We start from the raw sequence: 18,588 nt of genomic DNA, 5'->3' as shown, positions 1-18,588 counted from the left end.
GGGATTTACGCACCCGCAACACAAAATCCCCAATCTACTAAAAAAGGGGACTTTGGGTAATACATTTTGGATTGCGACAAACGTACTTTGTTCTTCAATTCACTGCTGGCTGCTTGGATATGGACTCTGTACACACTTCTGGTAAAGGTGGACGCACAGATAAATAAATCAAGGGGCCGAATAGCGGTATCAACGCTATCAACCAGAATATCTGTGGATTTTTCCAACTGCGACGCGCCATATCATCCCCTAGCAAAGCAGGAAATAAGAGACAAAGTAGGGAAAAATCTAAACTCATTACATTGATAAAGCGGTTTGTTTGCCACTGTTGCACAAAATTGCCCCAATCTCCTCCTTTGAAACCGTAGGCAACTAGAAGAACTGTGGCTACAGTCAACACAATCCCAGTCACACGAGAATCTAGCAGCTTGAGTAAGATATTCTTTTTACCAACAAACTGATTATTTGGTTCTCTAAGGGCTAAGTAGGGTAACAAGGCAAATATCCCGACTCCGAAAGAGGCAGTAGCAAATAACCAAGCAGGTATTTTTTGCCCTCTACCATCAATAAATACTACTGCACTGTAGATGAGAGGCCAGATACCCATGAGGTTGAATAGTGCTATTACTAACGGGTTAATGCCTTGCCACTGTCCAGTAGAAAGGTTTTTAATTAACTCGAATGTACCGGGTTGCTCAGGAGGTGCGAGGAAAAAAGCATAAATAACGAATCCTAACCACAGGAAGCCAAAGGCAATTTTTCTAACCATGAAATATTTAAGTAGGATTAATTATTAATTTTGCCACTACAAATTGGGCTATCTACCTGCGATCGCACTATTCATTCGTCTAGACTCGTAGCAGCTTATCTCGAAACATTAAGCTGTTACGCAAATAAGATTGCACATCAACTGGTGAGGTTGTCCTTTGTCCTTGGTAAACACAAATGACTAATGACGGTCTACACGGAAAATATTGCAATATGTAGGCGCGTTAGCTTCCCTTAAGGATTGAAATAACTGAAGGCTTCTGAGAGGTAATCAGCAGCAGATGCCACAACTGCGATCGCACTTTCATAATCTAAGCGTGTTGGCCCCAAAACTCCCACACTTCCTACTGGTATTGAACCTCGGCGATAGGTGGAAGAAATCAAAGTGCAGGTGCGTATTGGTTCTAATGGATTTTCTGCGCCAATGCGAACCGTTACCCTTGACTTACCAGCATCCTCCGGTTCTGGTTCCTCAAATATTAATCGCCATAGTTGGTCTTGTTCTTCTTCCAGCAGGTGGATAATCGTTTGTACCTGCTGTAACTGGGAAAATTCTGGCTGGCGCAAAACTTCTGACACACCCCGAACCATAATTTGTGTGGCAGTCGGCGCAAGAGTGCGACGAGTCAATTCGGCAACTGAATTTTTCAAGAATTCACCGTAGCGTTGGAATTCCTGATCAAGTTCGCTCCAGTTGAGGTTGGCTAATTCCAACAGACTTCGCCCCCGCAAGTGGGTATTCAAAAAGTTAGAAACAATCTGCAACTCGCGATCGACTACCTCTGAATCTCGTTGTGTCTCTTCTGGTATTGGCGACAAATCCATTAACTTGGAATGTGTCTCATAACCATCGGTAACAACAATTAACATAATCCGCCCAGCTTCAATTTGCACTAATTGCAGATGTCGCAATAGTGCTGTTGTAGTTTGCGGCATAGTTATCAAGCTAATGCAACCACTCAAGGTTGCTAAAATTTGCGCGGCTCCTTGCAGTAGGGTTTCTAAGCTCCGATCTTCCCACTGGAGATGCTTTTGCAATGCCATCTCTATTTCTCGCCCTAAAGTTTCTGTTCGTGTAGTGTCTGTCTGCGACACGCTGCGCGAACGCAGAGAAGGTGTAATTAGCTGGTCAACATAAATGCGATAGCCTGAATCTGAAGGTACACGTCCAGCAGAAGCGTGTGGTTGGTAGAGTAATCCAGATTTTTCTAAAACGCCCATCACATTGCGAATTGTGGCTGAACTTACACCCAGGTCGTACTCTTCACCCAAAGCCTTTGAACCAACAGGCTCTGCCGTAGCAATGTAGTGACGTACCGTTGCCCAAAGTATATGCTGTTGCCGATTTGTTAACTGGACTTCCATAGGATATGTTTTGCTAGAGGCAAATTTTAATCAAAGTCTGGAGAAATTTCTGGATTTGATTTAAACAAGGAATATTAATAATTTATTAAGATAACAAATTATACAATTATATTGTGATAATTAATTTTAAGGTTCGTGTACATTATTCTTGAAAAGTGCGCTCTCAATAGAATCTAGGCTTTGCATCAAAAGCTAAGAGTTTGAATTTACAAGATTCTTTTCTGCCTTATTTTTGCATAATTCTACACTTAGAAAAGTATTGTTGTATACGTATTTTTGCGGCTATTGCAGCTAAGATTATGGCTAGTCCCTGAACTAATTTAGTGCTATTTTCACAATAGCAAAAGCCAGATGGAATTAAGTTCCATCTGAGTAATGCACCTAAACACAAGCTAATACTGGGGAATTGAATGGTCTACTAAGATGGAGTAAGCATCAATACCACCCGAAATATTTTGCACATTTGTAAAACCTTGAGCAATTAACCACTGACACATCTGGGCAGAGCGAATACCGTGGTGGCATAGCACAAGGGTTTCAGCTTCAGGATTGAAGAGGGTAGGTATTTCATGTCCCCACTCAGCAAATTGACTCAAGGGTAGGTTGACAAAGCCCTCAATGTTAGCGATCGCCAATTCTTCTGGTTCTCGGACATCTACTAGCTGTATACTTCCATCACCAGAGGAAAGACGTTGTGCCAGTTCTTTTACACTAATCTGGTTCATGGGTTGACTAAAAGAATTCCCTATAAACAGTCCTAATCTTATTTATGGTGACAGAAAATCTCTGCCTTTGCATGAGTATCGATTCTCAAGAAGGCTGATAAATTCTGTTAGGCTTTCTGCTTAAATGGCTGTAAACCGTCTTTTTTAAAGGTTTAATGTGAATAGGCAACGTTCATTTATTGGTTTTATCGTAGCAGGTGCGATCGCATTGCTAATTGCGATCGCTGGCTTTTACTGGTTTTTCGCCAAAAATCCGGCTAACCTCATTGCTTCTACCTCTGAGCCTGGTGCAGCCATATTTGTATCAAAACTTTCACCAGCAATGGTTTCATTGCTGACGAATCCCGATCGGTTGCAGGCGTTGGAACGTGAAGAGGAACTATCTAAACTCAAAACCAGTTTATTCGCCAAAAGCGGCATAGATTATAAACAAGACGTTCAACCCTGGTTAGGGAATGAAATTACATTAGCTATCACCACCTTAGATATTGATCGCGATCCAGAAAACGGACAGCAGCCAGGATATCTGTTAGCACTAGCAACCAAGCAACCGGAGAAAAGCCGCGAGTTTGTCGAGTTGTTATTTTCCAAACGGGCGTTATCTGGCGCAACCTTAGCTGTTGAAGAATATAAAGGCGTAAAGCTGATTTCTGACAATTCCCAACCAGAGAAGGATTTGCTTGCAGGTGCAGTTGTTGGTGAAGGCTTTGTATTGTTTGCCAACGATCCGAAAGTCTTGAAAGACGCGATTAATAACGTCCAAGCGCCCGATCTGAATTTGACTAGCTCCCCCGAATACCAAAAAGCTACTAAAGAACTGCCCAAAGGAGGTTTAGCTGTAGCGTTCTTAAATCTTCCCGTTGTGGCAAAATGGCAAGGCTTAGAACTTTCAGAACAACTTTATAACAGTGAAATTATTTCTCTGGCGTTGAATCCCAAAGGATTGCTAGCAGAAACTACATTTTTGACTTCATCAGAAATTCTCACTCCATCTGCACCCCTATCTAAACCTGTAGGAGCATTGCAGTATGTTCCAGCGTCGGCAGGTTTGGCAATTTCTGGCTCAAATTTGAGTAATTTGGCTGACAGTGACTTAGCCAAACTCTGGAAACAAGCAACAGCTACTATATATGGTTCTGGGGAAGATGTGGTTTCTCGGTTAGCCAAACCTTTAGTAGATGTTCAAAAACGCTGGGGTATAAACTTACCAGAAGATATTTTCAGTTGGGTACAGGGAGAATATGCCATAGCATTGTTACCTGAGAAAGAGCAAACAACCCCTCATTGGATTTTTGTGGTGGAAAAATCTGAGAGTGTAGAACAAGGTATTGCTCGTTTGGATGCGATCGCATCATCCAATGGACTCAGCATTAATCCTCTGACTATAGATAAGCAAAAAGTCTCCGCTTGGACAGAGTTAACTACGGCGGCTAAAAAAAGTGATGCTAAAGAAGGAGCATCTTTCAGTATTGAAACAAAAGTGCGGGGATTGCATACAACTTTAGGAAATTACGAAATTTTCACTTCTGACTTAGAAACGATGAATGAAATTCTCACAACTAAGGATAATTCCTTAATTGACAATCCCAATTTTCAAGATAGTATTGCTGCAATTCCCTTACCAAACCAAGGCTATATATATCTTGACTGGACAAAGAGTCAGAATTTGTTAGAGCATCAAGTACCGATTCTCAAACTAGCGGAAGTTTTAGGGAAACCGTTTTTTGATAATCTGCGATCGCTCACAGTTAGCAGTTATGGAACTGACACGCGATCGCTCAAAGGTGGCGTTTTCTTCCAACTCAAGAATTCATGAAATTTTCATAAAAGCTCAAGTGCAGAAGGTGAAAAATTATTTTATCTTCTGCCTTTTTCTGTTCCGTAAGATTTTCGTAAATTTACTGTATTATTTGTTATTTAAATCGTCTGTTAAGGGTTTTCTTTAGGAGGCAAGATCCTGCGTACAACAGAGGTAATCACATCCCAATCATCAGTTGAGGAATTGTAGCTGCTGTTTATATCAAGAGATAGCCTAGCAATTAGCTGTTTGCTTTCAAAACCCTTAATTGTGGCACATTTTAATGTGGCACAACCAACGAAAATTTCACTGGAATTTTTTCATTAGAATATGTATATATCATTACTAATTTAACAGCCTGTTGGAGGGCTACTATGAAATTTTGTCGCCCCCGACTTGAGTTTAGCGGCGGCTGGTTGTTGGCTATACTTGCCACCATCACAGCTACACCTGTAATAGCAGAGACAGCAGCGAATTTTGGTACTTTTACCGTGTCAACAAACTCTAATCCAGCACCAGGAACAGTGCAGGGGTTTACAGGTGGTTCTTACTCATTGTCTGCCATAAGTAACCGCGATCGCGATCAAAAAGCCTGTATTGGTTTTGCCGATCCTAATCCAGATCACATTATGGTTTTGGAAAATGACTTTTCTCAGCTAACAATCAAAGTCGATAGCAACAATACCGACACGACTTTACTCATTCAAGGCCCAGATCAAAATACGATTCGCTGCGGCGATGATACTGGCAAAAGAAAAGATGCTAGCGTTAGCGATCGCAACTGGAAAAGAGGTACTTATCGGATTTGGGTAGGTACATTTAATTCTGAGGTCAAGCGTGATTATACTCTGACAGTAGAGCAGCAGTGAAGTTAGGAGTTAGGTATTGGGAAGAATTTATGCCTAATGCCCAATTCCCCATTCCCCATTACCCATTCCCCATTACCCATTCCCAATTTTTATGTGTAACACCTGAGACGATAATATGGGAGAGTAGCTTGTTGTGCTTTCCGAGGGTGCTATCTCGTGCTATCTATACTGCGTGCTGACTTTCGTATCATATTTGAACGTGACCCAGCTGCCCGTAACTGGTTGGAAGTTTTATTTTGTTACCCTGGTTTGCAAGCCCTGCTATTCCATAGGCTGGCTCACTGGCTGTATACGCTTGGTCTTCCTTTTATTCCTCGCCTGATTTCTCACTTGGCTCGGTTTTTGACTGGAATTGAAATCCACCCTGGTGCAGTAATTGGAAAAAGTGTGTTTATTGACCACGGGATGGGTGTAGTAATTGGTGAAACTGCGATCGTGGGAGACTATGCCCTAATTTATCAAGGTGTTACCCTTGGGGGTACTGGTAAAGAATGTGGTAAACGCCATCCAACTGTGGGTGAAAACGTCGTAGTCGGGGCTGGAGCAAAGGTACTGGGCAATATCCAAATTGGTAATAATGTTCGTATTGGCGCTGGGTCTGTTGTTCTAAGGGATGTACCTTCAGACTGTACTGTGGTAGGGGTGCCTGGGCGCATCATGTATCGTTCTGGAGTTCGGGTTTCACCTCTTGAACACAATAATTTACCAGATTCGGAAGCTCAAGTAATTCGTGCTTTAGTAGACCGGATTGAGGCGTTGGAAGAACAAATACAAACTCTTCAGCGCACTAATTCTTCAGAAAAAACTCCTGTTTTAGTGGGTTGTTTAGCCACCAAAGAGGATGAGCCAACCCACGATTCTCGCTGGTGCAACCTCAAAGATAAGACCATCCAGCAATTTCTAGATGGTGCTGGCATTTAGTTAAAAGTCAAGGGTTAAGGGTCAATCTTTTGACTCTTGACTAAATCACGGATTAATTGCTTCGCTAGACCACTCTTGCTGTTGATTACGGTGGTAAAGCCATCGATTTTGTGGTTCGCCGCGTAATTCTAAATGGTCTACTTGCACCGGATCGAGTAGCAGGAGACAAAAATTAGGGAGTGGCTCAATAGGATCGGCTGGTGATGGCTCAAAAGCTCCTGCTTCTGTGATTCTGGGTTTACCAGGATAGGGCCAACCAAACTGTAAACGCGCCGCATCACTTAATTCTTGCCACATTGCTATCCGGGCTGGCTGTAAATCTTGGTGAGAATCATCACTGCTGATTAGGGTCAAATCGCCAGCGATGCGGAATTGTTCTCGTGTATTGGGGAAGTACCAGCAAACTTCTGCCCAAGGTTGTTGCTGTATCTGGTCAGCTTTGGCGCTACGAGTATCGGTGATAAATCTTAGCTGGTTTGTATCTTCTAGGAAGCCGCGAAAGACTAGGGTACGATTAGCGGGGCGGCCATTGGGTTGCACTGTTGCTAGTTGCAGGTAACGGGCATAAACAAGGCTGCGGTTGCGATGGAGTGCATGAGCGATCGCACCTCGCCAAGGAGCAAGAGACATATCAATTAAAAATTAAAAATTAAAAATGAAGAAAGTCAGATTTAATCTGGGTTTCCAGGTTTGGGTCTGTAGTCTTATTTAGACAAATGGTACAACACTAAGTAAATAATTTTGCAATTGTCTCTGTGTCTTTGCGTGAATATTATCCTCAATTCAACGCAGAATAAGTTGTATAAACAAGCTACACAACTTTTGTATCGCCTGTGGTGCGAAGAGGTGGAAAGTTCGACGGAGGCACAAACGTTAGAAATTCATCGCTTGGCTTTGTTGGGGAAGGATGAAGGAATTGCGGTGAAAATAGCTAGTTCATTGGCGGAACACTTGCGGAATCAAAGTCGATTTCGGGAAGCAATACATCTATGCAAATCAACCTTAGAAATTACTAAAAATCATAATGTTCTCAATGAAATTGCTTGTTGTGAACTCCAAATGGGTGAGGTTGATCGAGCATTAAACTATTACCAACAAGCTTTAAATCTTTGTCCCGCAGAAGACGAACAAGAATTAGCATCAATTTATCATCATTTAGGGATACTGAAAGACGACAAAGGGGAAGTGGATGAAGCGATCGCACTCTACAATCAGTCTTTGGAAATAACTGAACGCATTGGTAATGTCCGAAACAAAGCGACGACGTTGCACCAACTGGGAAATATCTACCTCAACAAAGGGGAAGTGGATAAAGCGATCGCACTCTACAACCAGTCTTTGGAAATAGATGAACGCATTGGTGATGTCCAAGGCAAAGCGGCGACGTTGCACTGTCTGGGAAATATCTACCTCAACAAAGGGGAAGTGGATGAAGCGATCACACTTTACAATCAGTCTTTAGAAATAACTGAACGCATTGGTTATGTCCAAGGCAAAGCGGCGATGTTGCGCTGTCTGGGACGTATCTACGCCGATAAAGGAGATGTGGATGAAGCGATCGCACTTTTAAATCTGTCTTTGGAAATAAATGAACGCATTGGTAATATCCAAGGCAAAGCGGCGACGTTGTACCAATTGGGAATTCTCTACGCCAACAAAGGGGAAGTGGATGAAGCGGCCGCACTTTTAAATCTGTCTTTGGAAATAGCTGAACGCATTGGTAATATCCAAGGCAAAGCGGCGACGTTGAACTTTCTGGAGTATCTACGCCAACAAAGGGGAAGTGGATGAAGCGATCAGGCTCTACAATCAGTCTTTGGAAATAAAAGAACGCATTGGTGATGTCCAAGGCAAAGCGGTGACGTTGCACCAACTGGCAGGTATCTACGCGAACAAAGGGGAAATGGATGAAGCGATCGCACTCTACAATCAGTCTTTGGAAATATTTGAACGCATTGGTAATGTCAAAGGTAAAGCGGCGACGTTGCACAATCTAGCATTTATCTACGTCAACAAAGGGGAAGTGGATGAAGCGATCGCACTCTACAATCAGTCTTTGGAAATAAATGAACGCATTGGAAATGTCCAAAATAAAGCGGCGACGTTGCACCAATTGGCAGGTATCTACGCCATCAAAGGGGATGTGGAGCAAGCGATCGCACTTTTCAATCAATCTTTGGAAATAACTGAACGCATTGGGGATGTCCAAACCAAAGCAGTGACGTTGCAATGTCTGGAATATCTACGCCAACAAAGGGGATGTGGATGAAGCGATCGCACTTTTCAATCAGTCTTTGGAAATAACAGAACGCATTGGTGATGTCCAAACCAAAGCCATAAATCTGTGGTGGTTAGGAGGTTTGGCAGAACAGCAGGGTGAATACACTAAAGCGATATCCTATTTGCAACCAGCTTTAGAGATTTTGCAGCGATTGAAGTCACCACACGCTGAAAGTGTGAGTGCAAGTCTTGATAGGGTGATGGGTGTAATGGGTAATTCGTAATTCATAATTACAGGACGGAAAGATTTTTTGTATCACGCAAAGGCGCAAAGAAGAACGCGAGAGTATTTTCTAAATAAATCAAAATTGCTGTAATGAGTCTTTAATACTCGTGGACGAGTCTTTTATACTCGCGCGAGAGTCTTTGATACTCGTGGACGAGTCTTTTATACTCGCGGACGAGTCTTTGATACTCGTGAATGAGTCTTTTATACTCGCGGACGAGTCTTTGATACTCGTGGACGAGTCTTTTATACTCGTGGACGAGTCTTTGATACTCGTGGACGAGTCTTTGATACTCGTGAATGAGTCTTTGATACTCGTGGACGAGTCTTTGATACTCGTGAGCGAGTCTTTGATACTGATTAACGTACTGTGCAACTTCTTTCTCTCAAACTTAACCCCCAACCTCTTACCTACAAGGGACGCTACCGTGTACACACATCTAGATGCTGTGTAGAATGTGGTTTGATCCCCCTAAATCCCCCTTAAAAAGCAGGGCTGTTTCATTCGATCTCTTAGGGATTTTGTCAAGAGTATGAGTCAGAAATTTGCTTGAGTGGGAAAAAGAAAAACTACCACTTCAACCAGCAAATTTAAGTGCGAATACCATTTTCTTGCCCAATCAGATTTTTTAGTCACTTGGTTTTTTTACTTGAAACGCTTGTAAATCAGCGCCTTTTAGGGAATGAAACAGCCCTGCCCTTAAAAAGGGGGACTTTAAGAACTTTTTCCTATGTTTTCAAGGAGTGTAAAGGGATAAACACTAGAAACTATGACGAACAACCTCAACAGTAACAATTTCCATTTACCTTACAATCCAAAGCTTGTAGAAAGAGCAAAAGAACTTCGCAAAAATATGACCCCAGCAGAAAAAAAGCTGTGGTGTGAATATCTGAGTAATTTTCAATTTCGCGTTTTAAGACAAAGACCAATTAATCATTTTATAGTTGATTTCTACTGTCCTACTTTACAAGTAGTTATTGAAATTGATGGGGATAGCCATTTTACAGATGAAGGTCAAGATTATGACATAGAGAGAACACGTATTCTAGAAGGCTATGGTTTAAAGATTATTAGGTTTACAAATAGTCAAGTTTTAAATCAATTTGATAGTGTGTGTGAGCAGATACAGGGTTTAATCCCTCCTAAACCCCCTTTTAAGCAGAAAAATTCTCAAAGTCCCCCTTTTTAAGGGGGATTTAGGGGGATCTAAAACGTTTTGCTACCGAGCAGAGGACTTTTAAAACATCCTGTTAGATTAAATCAGGATCTACACCAAGCGATGTCTAACGACAAGTCGCTACCGCTTCGCTAATGCGTCTACGCAATTGTTATGCTTTATTTCATTAATGAATTTTGATAGCAATTCAGGACAGAGAATCAGGATCTATGCCGAGCGATCGCAACCGTTCTGCTAATAATTGAGTGCGTTGTTCGGCTTGTTGAGCCTCTTGTTTTGCTTGTTGAGCTTCTTGTTGAGCAAGTTTTTTGTCTTCTTCTGGTGTTAAAAACCGTTGCCCTTGCTGGTTATACCAATACATCCACTCGCGCGGAATGCCTAAATACGTTCCTCGTTCGATGCCAATTCCTAAACCTATTTCTGGCAACCAAACTGGATTACCATCATGTAATTCATAAACATTGTTAACTAATTTGTAAACTTCTAAACGTGGCTTACGGCGACGAAATGGGTTGTAAACTACATAATACAAAAATCCCAATCTTGCATACTCTGCTTTCTTAGTCGAGTACTCACCGCGATATGTTTTAGATACCACTTCCAGCGCTAATATCGGTAGTTTCTTCTCTTCCCAAAGCACGTAACTGGGGCGGAGGTTTTCATCATAAAATCGCTCAACGCCCAGACTCAAAAACCCATCTGGGACTATTGGCGGTAAGTCTGGGTCATAATAAATACCCATATCTACGCCAAAAAACCAATCCATACGTTCTGGCCAAGCCATTGCCAGAAGCGCTTTGAGTAAACCGGGAATCAAATCTTGTAATTCATTATCCACTGGTGTATCGTCAGAGTCTGGCAGTTCCTCTGATGAAGGCAAACAAGCTAATGGATTGTACTCTAGCATGATGGGTTTACTCTTCCTCAGTTATTAGTACATCTTTATTTTATTAATGAATTTTGATATCAATTTAAATGAGAGAATCAGGATCTACGCCAAGCGATCGCAACCGTTCTCGTAAGACTTGAACTTCTTGCTGCGCTTGTTGAGCTTTTTCTTCTGGTGTTAACAACCGTTGTCCTTGTTGGTTATACCAATACATCCATTCCCGTGGTATGCCTAAATACGTTCCTCGTTCTATGCCAATTCCTAAATCAATTTCTGGCAACCAAACTGGATTCCCATCATGTAATTCATAACTATTGTTAACTAATTTGTAAACTTCTAAACGTGGCTTACGGCGACGAAATGGGTTGTAAACTACATAATACAAAATTCCCAATCTTGCATACTCTGCTTTCTTAGTCGAGTACTCACCGCGATATGTTTTAGATACCACTTCCAGCGCTAATATCGGTAGTTTCTTCTCTTCCCAAAGCACGTAACTGGGGCGGAGGTTTTCATCATAAAATCGCTCAACGCCCAGACTCAAAAACCCATCTGGGACTATTGGCGGTAAGTCTGGGTCATAATAAATACCCATATCTACGCCAAAAAACCAATCCATACGTTCTGGCCAAGCCATTGCCAGAAGCGCTTTGAGTAAACCGGGAATCAAATCTTGTAATTCATTATCCACTGGCGTATCGTCAGAGTCTGGCAGTTCCTCTGATGAGGGCAAACAAGCTAATGGATCGTAATTTAGCATGATTGATTTCCCGTTCCTCAGTTATTAGTACATCTTTATTTTATAAATGAATCTTGATAGCAATTCAGGTGAGAGAATCAGGATTTACACCGAGCGATCGCAACCGTTTGGCTAGTAATTACACACGTTGTTTGTCTTGCTGGGGTTGTTGAGCGTATTTCATCTTTGCTTTTGGTGTTAAAAACCTACACCTCTCCCTAACCTTTTGCCTACTGTCTCAGTTCTTTGATGTTTTTCATCACTTGTTGGTATAAGTCGTTGTTACCCTGACTTTGAAAAATGCTCGCTGCTTTTTCTAAATCCTTGAGTGCCCCCTGTCTATCTCCATTGGTGGCGCGGGCATTTCCTCGGTTATTGTAGGCAGGCGCAAAGTTAGGGTTGAGGCGAATGGCTTGATTGTAATCTGCGATCGCACCTTTTGGATCTCCATTGGCAGCACGGGCATTTCCTCGGTTATTATAGGCGATCGCATATCTGGGATTAAGGCGAATTGCTTGACTGAGATCGTCTATTGCCCCTTTTCTGTCTCCATTGGCGGCGCGGGCATTTCCCCGGTTGTTGTAGGCTTCGGCGTAGTTGGGATTAAGGCGAATTGCTTCACTGTAATCTTTAACCGCTTCTCTGTTACCTTCTAGTGAGGCGCGGGCATTGCCCAGGTTATTGTAAGCTTCAGCGTCGTTAGGGTTGATGCGGAGGGCTTGATTGTAATCTGCGATCGCTTTTTCTTTGTCTCCCAAATCAAAATAGGCTAATCCCCGGCCGTTGTAAGCTGCGCCATATTGAGAGTTTTGACTAATTGCTTTACTATAGGAAGCGATCGCAGCTTGTAAATCGCCGTTTAAATGTTGATTCTTTCCTTGAAGATAGAATTCCCCACCTCTGGATGCTGTAGCTGAACGACGGCTAGGTGTACTAACTCCGATTTCTGTCACCAAAACACTGTCATTCTTGCTACAAGAAACACTGCTAATTGCTGTCAATGTAGTAAAAATAGCTATAGTAAATACTTGATTTACCTTTGTTCGCTTTTGTCTAAATAAACGCCGTCTCATAATTTAATATAAACTGCCATAACACCTGAACGTAATTAGTACCAAAATCTAGATTTTAATTCTTTAACTCAATCGTTATTCTAACTTTGGATAGACGTTTCAAGTCAATTAACAAATTTACCAGATATTCAATATATTTATTTAATAGTTATATTAAGGGAAAAACATCAATTATAAAGTATAAAAGTTGTCAATTCGGCTCTTTGTTATTGTCATATCTTTACTTCTTGACAATAGATTTCTGAGCAGAAAGCTACTGTGGCTCATGTTTTTTAAGATACTTTTTGAAAAAAATATATTTGAAATCTTAAGATTTGCTATAAACAATAACTCTATAAATTCTGACACTTGTAGCCTTATGGACAATTTACTCATCTTCTGTTTCAGCCTCTTGAGTTTTGGTAGTTAGCCGCCAAGAGGTAGTTTTTTCAATATCTACAGACAGTTGTTCTAGATTTGGGCCTAAATCTTTTTGGAGTTTCTGAGTTAGGGTGATGGGAAAATCTAAATCAATATCTTGGGTTTGTGCTAACCTTGCCAATTCTGAAAAAGTAGCTTTGACTGTAGTGCGATCGTAACTAGTCAGTTTATGATAAGAAGTTTCAGATATATTCTGAGCTTGCATCGCTTTTTTCATACGTTCTTGCAAATGCTCAAATTCTGAATTCAACAACTTCCATTGTTGCTCAAGTTGTGAGTATCTAGTACTTAGTGAGATTAAATCTTCCGTTGCGGGTTCGGGGTTGGCTTTGGCTTGTAAACCTAATAAATTTGAGTGGATTTGAGCCAGATAAATACAATCTAGATAAGCATACTCTATCTGTTCTTCAGTCAGGGGGCGTTTTCCCCAATCGCTGGTTTGCTCTTGTTTATCGATATTGTTAAAGCTACAAAGTGCTGTAGCTATGGTTTTGAGTTGATAGTTAGGTAATGGCAAAATATGATAGGGAATTTTTTTTGCCATTTCTAAAGTGCAAGTAATATTTTTAGCTTTCTTGTTACCGAGAAATTTTAGATCATAACTGGCATTGTGAAAAACTTTTTCAATGGCAGAATTTATCATAATTTTTTGAATAAATTCAGCTATGATATTAGGTTGGTCTAGCACATCTAAAAGATAGACGCGATCGCCACTCATATCTTGAGGATTATCTAACACCTGAATCAGCGATAGTCTAGGATTACGACTTTTATAGTCAGCTACTTCTGTATCGATCCACAGTGTTTTGACATTGGTGTATTCAGCGACAATAGCACTAATTTCGCTGGCAGAAGTGAGGTAGGGCATTGGCTGATATTTCCTGAATATTTAGGGCATTTTAAGTAAGCCATAGTTTTCTAAAGTAACATTTTGTTGGTAATTTTGCTGGCACAGTATTGCAAAAACATGAAGTTTTGAGCTGCATAGGCGTAGACATCGCCAAACTGATCCAAATCTGATAACATCGATTTACTACTTTAAGGCTGCATAGTTTATCATTGGAAAAGCTCCTCAGCATCTACATTAAATTCATAGGAGCTACAGTCCGTATATAGAGGTATCTTGGTAAGCAACTGTCAATAAAATTGAATTGGTGCTTCTCAAAAATGGCTGCAAAATCTTAGCCTAAACAAATCGTTCAAGTTTCAATTTCCAGTAACCTGAGTAATTGCTTGGACACTTTTGCTACTTCACATTTAATTGCTTTTTAACATCTGCTCCTCACCATGACACACAAATTAATTGCTTCCAGTAATCAATTCGGAGATAGATAATGAAAAAGCTAATTCTATTAATCGTTAGTAGCATTTTGGTAGTTGGTACTTTTGGCTGCCAAGAGGCTCCTAAAACTGGTTCGGAAACTCCTAGCACTACTAATGGAGCTGCTCAAGTACCAGCAAAACCCGCTTCACAGATAAATGAAGCTGCCAAAGTTCCAGGAATACAAACAACTCCTTTAGCAACTAGCACAGATACTAAAGTTAAAACCGGTTCTGAAAAAACGGCAGCAACAAAAGTTAAGAGCGACTTAAAAACTGAAGTTAGCGCCAAGTTAAACAAAGGTTTACCAGGCAATAAGTTACAGGTTGAAAACAAAGAGGGTGAAATTATCCTCAAAGGCACAGCGACTTCTGCTGAAGAACTCAAGAAAGCTGAAACTTTGGCTAAGGAAGTTCAAGGTGTGAAGACTGTGAAGGTGGAAGCAAAAGTTGAAACTGTGAAAAAACCATAAAATAATAACTGAAGTTCTCAGTTAATATTGGCATGAAAACTAAACAGGATTTACGCAGATGTAAGTCCTGTTTTTGATTTCCTTAAATAAACGTGATGTGAGTTCTACAAACCTTTCCCTGCCTTGAACTAAAGTTAAAGTCTGTCCCTCTCCAATTCAGAAAAGCAGATTTGTGTAGTAAAATCTCTTAGAGGGTGTTTATAAAATAAATCTTAAGCAGTTGAACAACGATGATTGTGGGCTAATCGACGTAACATTAGATGCGTCATAGCGGCGTATATCATGGTTTCGCTTGTTTGAGGATGATATTCGTAATCTTTACTTAGACGACGATAACGACCAAGCCATGCAAGTGTACGCTCTACAACCCAACGTCGAGGTAATACTTTAAAACCTGAAGTGTCATCAGAGCGTTTAACGATCTCGATTACACAACCAATAAAATATCTGACCCAATCGACTAGTTTTCCTGCATATCCAGCATCCGCCCAAATTAAATGTAATTTGGGGAAAGAATATCGAATTTTATTTAGTACAAGCTTTGCTCCGTCACGGTCTTGAATTGAAGCAGCATGTACAACAACGATTAAAAGTAAACCCATCGTATCGACAAGAATATGGCGTTTACGACCATTAATCTTTTTTCCGGCATCATAACCATCAATCCCTCCTTTTTCAGTTGTTTTAACCGTTTGAGAGTCTATAATTCCAGCAGATGGTTCTACGTCTCGTCCTTCAATTTTACGCAGTTGCGATCGCAATACGGTATGAATTTTTTGCCATACCCCTTTACGCTCCCAGCGTCGGAAATATGAATATACTGTTTGCCATGCAGGTAAATCATGAGGCATCATTCGCCACGAGCAACCTGCACGCAATATGTAAAAAATCGCATTTACTACTTCGCGCATATCTACTTCACGCTTTTTTCCACGCTTTCGCTTACGTTCTGCTGGAATCATTGATTTTATCAAATCCCACTCGACATCGGAAACGTCTGTAGGATAAGGTTTTTGACTCATAGCATCCGATTCAAATACGACGACTGTCTCTTTTAAAATACGTGTCCTGGGAAATGAATGTCCTGCTCTTTATTTTTTATTTATAAACACCCTCTTAGAGGTCTTTTGATGGAAATAATTAGGCAGAAACTATATGAGCCATCAAACTCACGTTAAATAAAAGTAATAATGTGACAGCTTATACTAACTGTAATAACGATTATCTCAAACAAACAAATACGATCGTCCTACGTCTGAGAAAAGAGAACAAAATTGCACTATATGGAATACCCAGTATCAAAGTTTGGCGAAATGCTCCCGTAGCAAGTCGTGCTTGAAGCGATAGCGCCCACCTAATTGGATGATTAACCCTCGTTCAGTCGCGTAGCCAAGGAATTGAGCATAGTTCCAGGGAATAGAGCCATTCCGCCAGAGAATAAAGCGCAGAACACAATGTTTGATGACAGCAGCACCTCCGAAAATCAATCCAAATCCCAAACTCGAACCAAGGCCAGAAATCAGCACTTGGATTGGCTCAATGCTTATTCCTTGAATTAGCCAAATCTGCATATAAGCCATTGTCATAATAGGAAAAGTAATTATAGCAATAATTAAACCATTTTTGGCACATTTCCAAATACCCTGATTGGGAATTGTTCTGTTTTTTATATCACTTTGCAGCCCATAAATCAGCCCATAAATCAGCCCATAAATCAGCCCATAAATCAGCCCAAAAATCAGCCCAAAAATCAGACCAAAAATCAGCCTAATAATCAGCCCAATAATCAGCGCAAAAATCAGCCAAAAAATCAGCCATCCCATTATTTTTTTCCAATTATCTCGCATTTTTAACCAAGATATTTGGAAGGCTTCTTCAGGTTTTATACTTCTCTCAAGTCCAAAAATAAGCCCAAAAATAAGCCCAATAATCAGCCGAATAATCAGCCCACTATTCAGCCCAATAATCAGCCCAAAAATCAGCCCAATAATCAGCCCAATAATCAGCCCAATAATCAGACTATATAGCACTTTTGATAAAAAATCATCTAACAAATACGGTTGCATTTTTTCAATTAAAAACTCTGTCTGCTTGTTATCTTTCAGCTTATTAGCCAACCAAGATAACCAAAATTTAGTATCTTCTTTACTTGGCTCTTTTCCTAGTTTATATAACTTGCTTTGTTGGGTTTCATCTAGCTTAACTTTGATGTAGGTATCGAATAGATCATCAAGATAAGACTGACGACAGACTTCAGGAGAAATGAAATTTTGCGATTTTCTAGTTGGAGCTTGTTTATAAGCCTCTACCATAAACTTCAACAGCAGAGGCGACTGTGCCAACTCCAATAAATCAGGGTTGCTTTTAATTCCATTCCACAAATCTGAACGATTTGCAAGACTAAAATATACTTCAATTTGAGATGGATTTAGCGGTTGCACAAATACTGCATTTAGCTCCCGCAGCAGTGTATTACCACTATCGTATTCTTGGGAGCGGCAGCAAACAACTAAATGGATATGTTGAGAGGATTGTTTGATAAAATCATTAATAGCATGAATACAATCTACTTGGTCTTCTTTCAATTCATCTAAACCATCAAAAAAAGGCAATATTTGATTAGTATTGACCCATTCTTTAGCAATATCTTCAGAGATGTTATACTGATATTTTAGTTGCTCTACTAGCCAATCAGTAATTTTTTGCTTTTTTTGCCAGTTAGTTAGTTCAAAAACCACTGGAATAGGTTTATTTTCATCATCTCCGTCAGCACTCATTATTAATTCTTTTGCCAGTTTCAGCAGCAATGTCGTTTTACCTGAACCTGGTGTACCCAAAATCAATAATTTACCGTCTTCTTGATTAAAAATATCAACAATTTTGGTTTCTGGAGGCAGAGGAGTATTTTGTCCATTTCTTATCCAAGACCAAATTGGTTTAATTGGGCTTAATAGGCGATTGATTTGTTTGTTTTGATTGCTTGTCTGGGGAGATGGTGACTGATTACCCTGTTGTTCTATATCAAGGGGAATAAAAACTGTGTTGTTGTATAACGATTTTTCTAGCCGTTCCTCAATATCGCTTTTCAAAACCCTTAAAAACTTGCCTCGTGAATCTTTAAGCAATTTGGGATCAACTCTGTTAGTAGGTCTTTGTGTCCCACTGTTGCTATTATTCTGAATATGAATAGCTAGCCAGCTAAAATAAGCAAACAGCACTGACATAATCAAAGCTAGCAGCCAGATTACATAATTTGGAATTACATCTTTCCATTTATATATGTCTGATAATTGATTGAGGAGAAAACTCAGACAATTATTAACAAGTACAGTCAGAAGAGCAATGATAAATAACCAGATTAGCTGCGGGTTACGTGGCTGCATATTTACGACATAGGCACTAGTTAATTACTATACATTACTAATTCAGTCCATTTTCCTCCCTCCTCTGCGTCTCTCTTGCCTCGTGTGGTAGCTTGCCTCAAGCCGCTACGCGTCTATAATAATCCTGAATTCTCCCCCTTACCCTCTTGCGAATTTTTAAT

General features: G+C 40.5%; 18 protein-coding genes. 8 read left to right on the top strand and 10 right to left on the bottom strand.

All coding sequences use genetic code 11. From position 1 onward, the window contains the following. Positions 1–94: 94 nt before the first annotated feature. The 3 genes from ACFFRD_RS07910 to ACFFRD_RS07900 all read right to left on the bottom strand — a co-directional run bounded on the left by ACFFRD_RS07910 (position 95) and on the right by ACFFRD_RS07900 (position 2,858). Positions 95–769, bottom strand: a complete 675-nt coding sequence (locus ACFFRD_RS07910; protein ID WP_392481061.1) for a DUF2834 domain-containing protein — start codon at positions 767–769, stop codon at positions 95–97. 233 nt (positions 770–1,002) lie between these two features. Beyond that, positions 1,003–2,133, bottom strand: a complete 1,131-nt coding sequence (gene hrcA / locus ACFFRD_RS07905; RefSeq protein ID WP_392481060.1) for a heat-inducible transcriptional repressor HrcA — start codon at positions 2,131–2,133, stop codon at positions 1,003–1,005. 392 nt (positions 2,134–2,525) lie between these two features. Further along, entirely contained in the window at positions 2,526–2,858 is a 333-nt protein-coding gene (locus ACFFRD_RS07900; protein WP_114084543.1) for a rhodanese-like domain-containing protein, read from the bottom strand. Between the two features lie 157 nt (positions 2,859–3,015). Here ACFFRD_RS07900 and ACFFRD_RS07895 point away from each other — a divergent pair, with 157 nt between their 5' ends. The 3 genes from ACFFRD_RS07895 (at position 3,016) to cysE (ending at position 6,446) form a co-directional block, all read left to right on the top strand. Then, positions 3,016–4,674: a DUF3352 domain-containing protein gene (locus tag ACFFRD_RS07895; RefSeq protein ID WP_392481059.1), complete on the top strand. Its 1,659-nt coding sequence runs from the start codon at positions 3,016–3,018 to the stop codon at positions 4,672–4,674. Positions 4,675–5,030: 356 nt separating this feature from the next. Next, positions 5,031–5,525, top strand: coding sequence for a hypothetical protein (locus ACFFRD_RS07890; RefSeq protein WP_392481057.1), 495 nt, complete (start codon positions 5,031–5,033; stop codon positions 5,523–5,525). Between the two features lie 156 nt (positions 5,526–5,681). Then, complete coding sequence (gene cysE / locus ACFFRD_RS07885; RefSeq protein ID WP_163926624.1) at positions 5,682–6,446, top strand: serine O-acetyltransferase; 765 nt, start codon at positions 5,682–5,684, stop codon at positions 6,444–6,446. A 45-nt stretch (positions 6,447–6,491) separates the two neighbouring features. On the opposite strand, the gene ACFFRD_RS07880 is transcribed toward cysE, so the two are convergent. Next, on the bottom strand, positions 6,492–7,076 hold the full coding sequence (locus ACFFRD_RS07880; RefSeq protein WP_163926623.1) for an Npun_F5749 family FMN-dependent PPOX-type flavoprotein: 585 nt from the start codon (positions 7,074–7,076) through the stop codon (positions 6,492–6,494). Between the two features lie 168 nt (positions 7,077–7,244). Here ACFFRD_RS07880 and ACFFRD_RS07875 point away from each other — a divergent pair, with 168 nt between their 5' ends. The 4 genes from ACFFRD_RS07875 to ACFFRD_RS07860 all read left to right on the top strand — a co-directional run bounded on the left by ACFFRD_RS07875 (position 7,245) and on the right by ACFFRD_RS07860 (position 10,142). Continuing rightward, positions 7,245–8,237, top strand: coding sequence for a tetratricopeptide repeat protein (locus ACFFRD_RS07875; protein WP_392481056.1), 993 nt, complete (start codon positions 7,245–7,247; stop codon positions 8,235–8,237). Continuing rightward, positions 8,230–8,715, top strand: a complete 486-nt coding sequence (locus tag ACFFRD_RS07870) for a tetratricopeptide repeat protein (RefSeq protein ID WP_392481055.1) — start codon at positions 8,230–8,232, stop codon at positions 8,713–8,715. Before ACFFRD_RS07875 ends, ACFFRD_RS07870 begins: the two co-directional genes overlap by 8 nt. After that, positions 8,708–8,950, top strand: a complete 243-nt coding sequence (locus ACFFRD_RS07865; protein ID WP_392481054.1) for a tetratricopeptide repeat protein — start codon at positions 8,708–8,710, stop codon at positions 8,948–8,950. The genes ACFFRD_RS07870 and ACFFRD_RS07865 overlap by 8 nt, the downstream gene beginning before the upstream one ends. A 772-nt stretch (positions 8,951–9,722) precedes the next feature. Then, positions 9,723–10,142 carry an endonuclease domain-containing protein gene (locus ACFFRD_RS07860; protein ID WP_392481053.1) on the top strand — a complete coding sequence of 140 codons (420 nt, stop codon included), beginning with the start codon at positions 9,723–9,725 and terminating at the stop codon, positions 10,140–10,142. 175 nt (positions 10,143–10,317) lie between these two features. Here ACFFRD_RS07860 and ACFFRD_RS07855 read toward each other — a convergent pair whose 3' ends face one another. From ACFFRD_RS07855 to ACFFRD_RS07840, 4 genes are all read right to left on the bottom strand, one after another. After that, positions 10,318–11,037 (bottom strand): Uma2 family endonuclease, encoded by a 720-nt coding sequence (locus ACFFRD_RS07855; RefSeq protein WP_392481052.1) that lies wholly within the window; start codon positions 11,035–11,037, stop codon positions 10,318–10,320. A gap of 64 nt (positions 11,038–11,101) precedes the next feature. Further along, positions 11,102–11,779, bottom strand: a complete 678-nt coding sequence (locus tag ACFFRD_RS07850) for a Uma2 family endonuclease (protein WP_392481051.1) — start codon at positions 11,777–11,779, stop codon at positions 11,102–11,104. Between the two features lie 209 nt (positions 11,780–11,988). Then, positions 11,989–12,831: a tetratricopeptide repeat protein gene (locus ACFFRD_RS07845; RefSeq protein ID WP_392481050.1), complete on the bottom strand. Its 843-nt coding sequence runs from the start codon at positions 12,829–12,831 to the stop codon at positions 11,989–11,991. 367 nt (positions 12,832–13,198) lie between these two features. Continuing rightward, on the bottom strand, positions 13,199–14,119 hold the full coding sequence (locus ACFFRD_RS07840; protein WP_392481049.1) for a ribonuclease D: 921 nt from the start codon (positions 14,117–14,119) through the stop codon (positions 13,199–13,201). A gap of 466 nt (positions 14,120–14,585) precedes the next feature. Between ACFFRD_RS07840 and ACFFRD_RS07835 the strand changes: the two genes are divergently transcribed. Beyond that, positions 14,586–15,044, top strand: coding sequence for a BON domain-containing protein (locus tag ACFFRD_RS07835; RefSeq protein ID WP_392481048.1), 459 nt, complete (start codon positions 14,586–14,588; stop codon positions 15,042–15,044). Positions 15,045–15,256: 212 nt separating this feature from the next. Here ACFFRD_RS07835 and ACFFRD_RS07830 read toward each other — a convergent pair whose 3' ends face one another. Both ACFFRD_RS07830 and ACFFRD_RS07825 read right to left on the bottom strand, forming a co-directional pair. Then, positions 15,257–16,066, bottom strand: coding sequence for an IS5 family transposase (locus ACFFRD_RS07830; RefSeq protein WP_392481047.1), 810 nt, complete (start codon positions 16,064–16,066; stop codon positions 15,257–15,259). 276 nt (positions 16,067–16,342) lie between these two features. Further along, positions 16,343–18,427: an NACHT domain-containing protein gene (locus ACFFRD_RS07825; RefSeq protein WP_392481046.1), complete on the bottom strand. Its 2,085-nt coding sequence runs from the start codon at positions 18,425–18,427 to the stop codon at positions 16,343–16,345. Positions 18,428–18,588 lie beyond the last annotated feature (161 nt).

It is taken from the genome of Nostoc sp. C110, from assembly GCF_043099725.1.
GTDB lineage: Bacteria > Cyanobacteriota > Cyanobacteriia > Cyanobacteriales > Nostocaceae > Nostoc > Nostoc muscorum_A.
The sequence above is the reverse complement of the archived record's forward strand: the minus strand, read 5'-3'. Positions and strand labels throughout refer to the sequence as shown.

What these genes read in the sequence shown, in the direction of transcription:
- ACFFRD_RS07910 (WP_392481061.1), bottom strand. Translation starts at nt 769, where the DNA reads ATGGTTAGAAAAATTGCCTTTGGCTTCCTGTGGTTAGGATTCGTTATT.
- hrcA (WP_392481060.1), bottom strand. Translation starts at nt 2,133, where the DNA reads ATGGAAGTCCAGTTAACAAATCGGCAACAGCATATACTTTGGGCAACG.
- ACFFRD_RS07900 (WP_114084543.1), bottom strand. Translation starts at nt 2,858, where the DNA reads ATGAACCAGATTAGTGTAAAAGAACTGGCACAACGTCTTTCCTCTGGT.
- ACFFRD_RS07890 (WP_392481057.1), top strand. Translation starts at nt 5,031, where the DNA reads ATGAAATTTTGTCGCCCCCGACTTGAGTTTAGCGGCGGCTGGTTGTTG.
- ACFFRD_RS07880 (WP_163926623.1), bottom strand. Translation starts at nt 7,076, where the DNA reads ATGTCTCTTGCTCCTTGGCGAGGTGCGATCGCTCATGCACTCCATCGC.
- ACFFRD_RS07860 (WP_392481053.1), top strand. Translation starts at nt 9,723, where the DNA reads ATGACGAACAACCTCAACAGTAACAATTTCCATTTACCTTACAATCCA.
- ACFFRD_RS07855 (WP_392481052.1), bottom strand. Translation starts at nt 11,037, where the DNA reads ATGCTAGAGTACAATCCATTAGCTTGTTTGCCTTCATCAGAGGAACTG.
- ACFFRD_RS07850 (WP_392481051.1), bottom strand. Translation starts at nt 11,779, where the DNA reads ATGCTAAATTACGATCCATTAGCTTGTTTGCCCTCATCAGAGGAACTG.
- ACFFRD_RS07845 (WP_392481050.1), bottom strand. Translation starts at nt 12,831, where the DNA reads ATGAGACGGCGTTTATTTAGACAAAAGCGAACAAAGGTAAATCAAGTA.
- ACFFRD_RS07840 (WP_392481049.1), bottom strand. Translation starts at nt 14,119, where the DNA reads ATGCCCTACCTCACTTCTGCCAGCGAAATTAGTGCTATTGTCGCTGAA.
- ACFFRD_RS07835 (WP_392481048.1), top strand. Translation starts at nt 14,586, where the DNA reads ATGAAAAAGCTAATTCTATTAATCGTTAGTAGCATTTTGGTAGTTGGT.
- ACFFRD_RS07830 (WP_392481047.1), bottom strand. Translation starts at nt 16,066, where the DNA reads ATGAGTCAAAAACCTTATCCTACAGACGTTTCCGATGTCGAGTGGGAT.
- ACFFRD_RS07825 (WP_392481046.1), bottom strand. Translation starts at nt 18,427, where the DNA reads ATGCAGCCACGTAACCCGCAGCTAATCTGGTTATTTATCATTGCTCTT.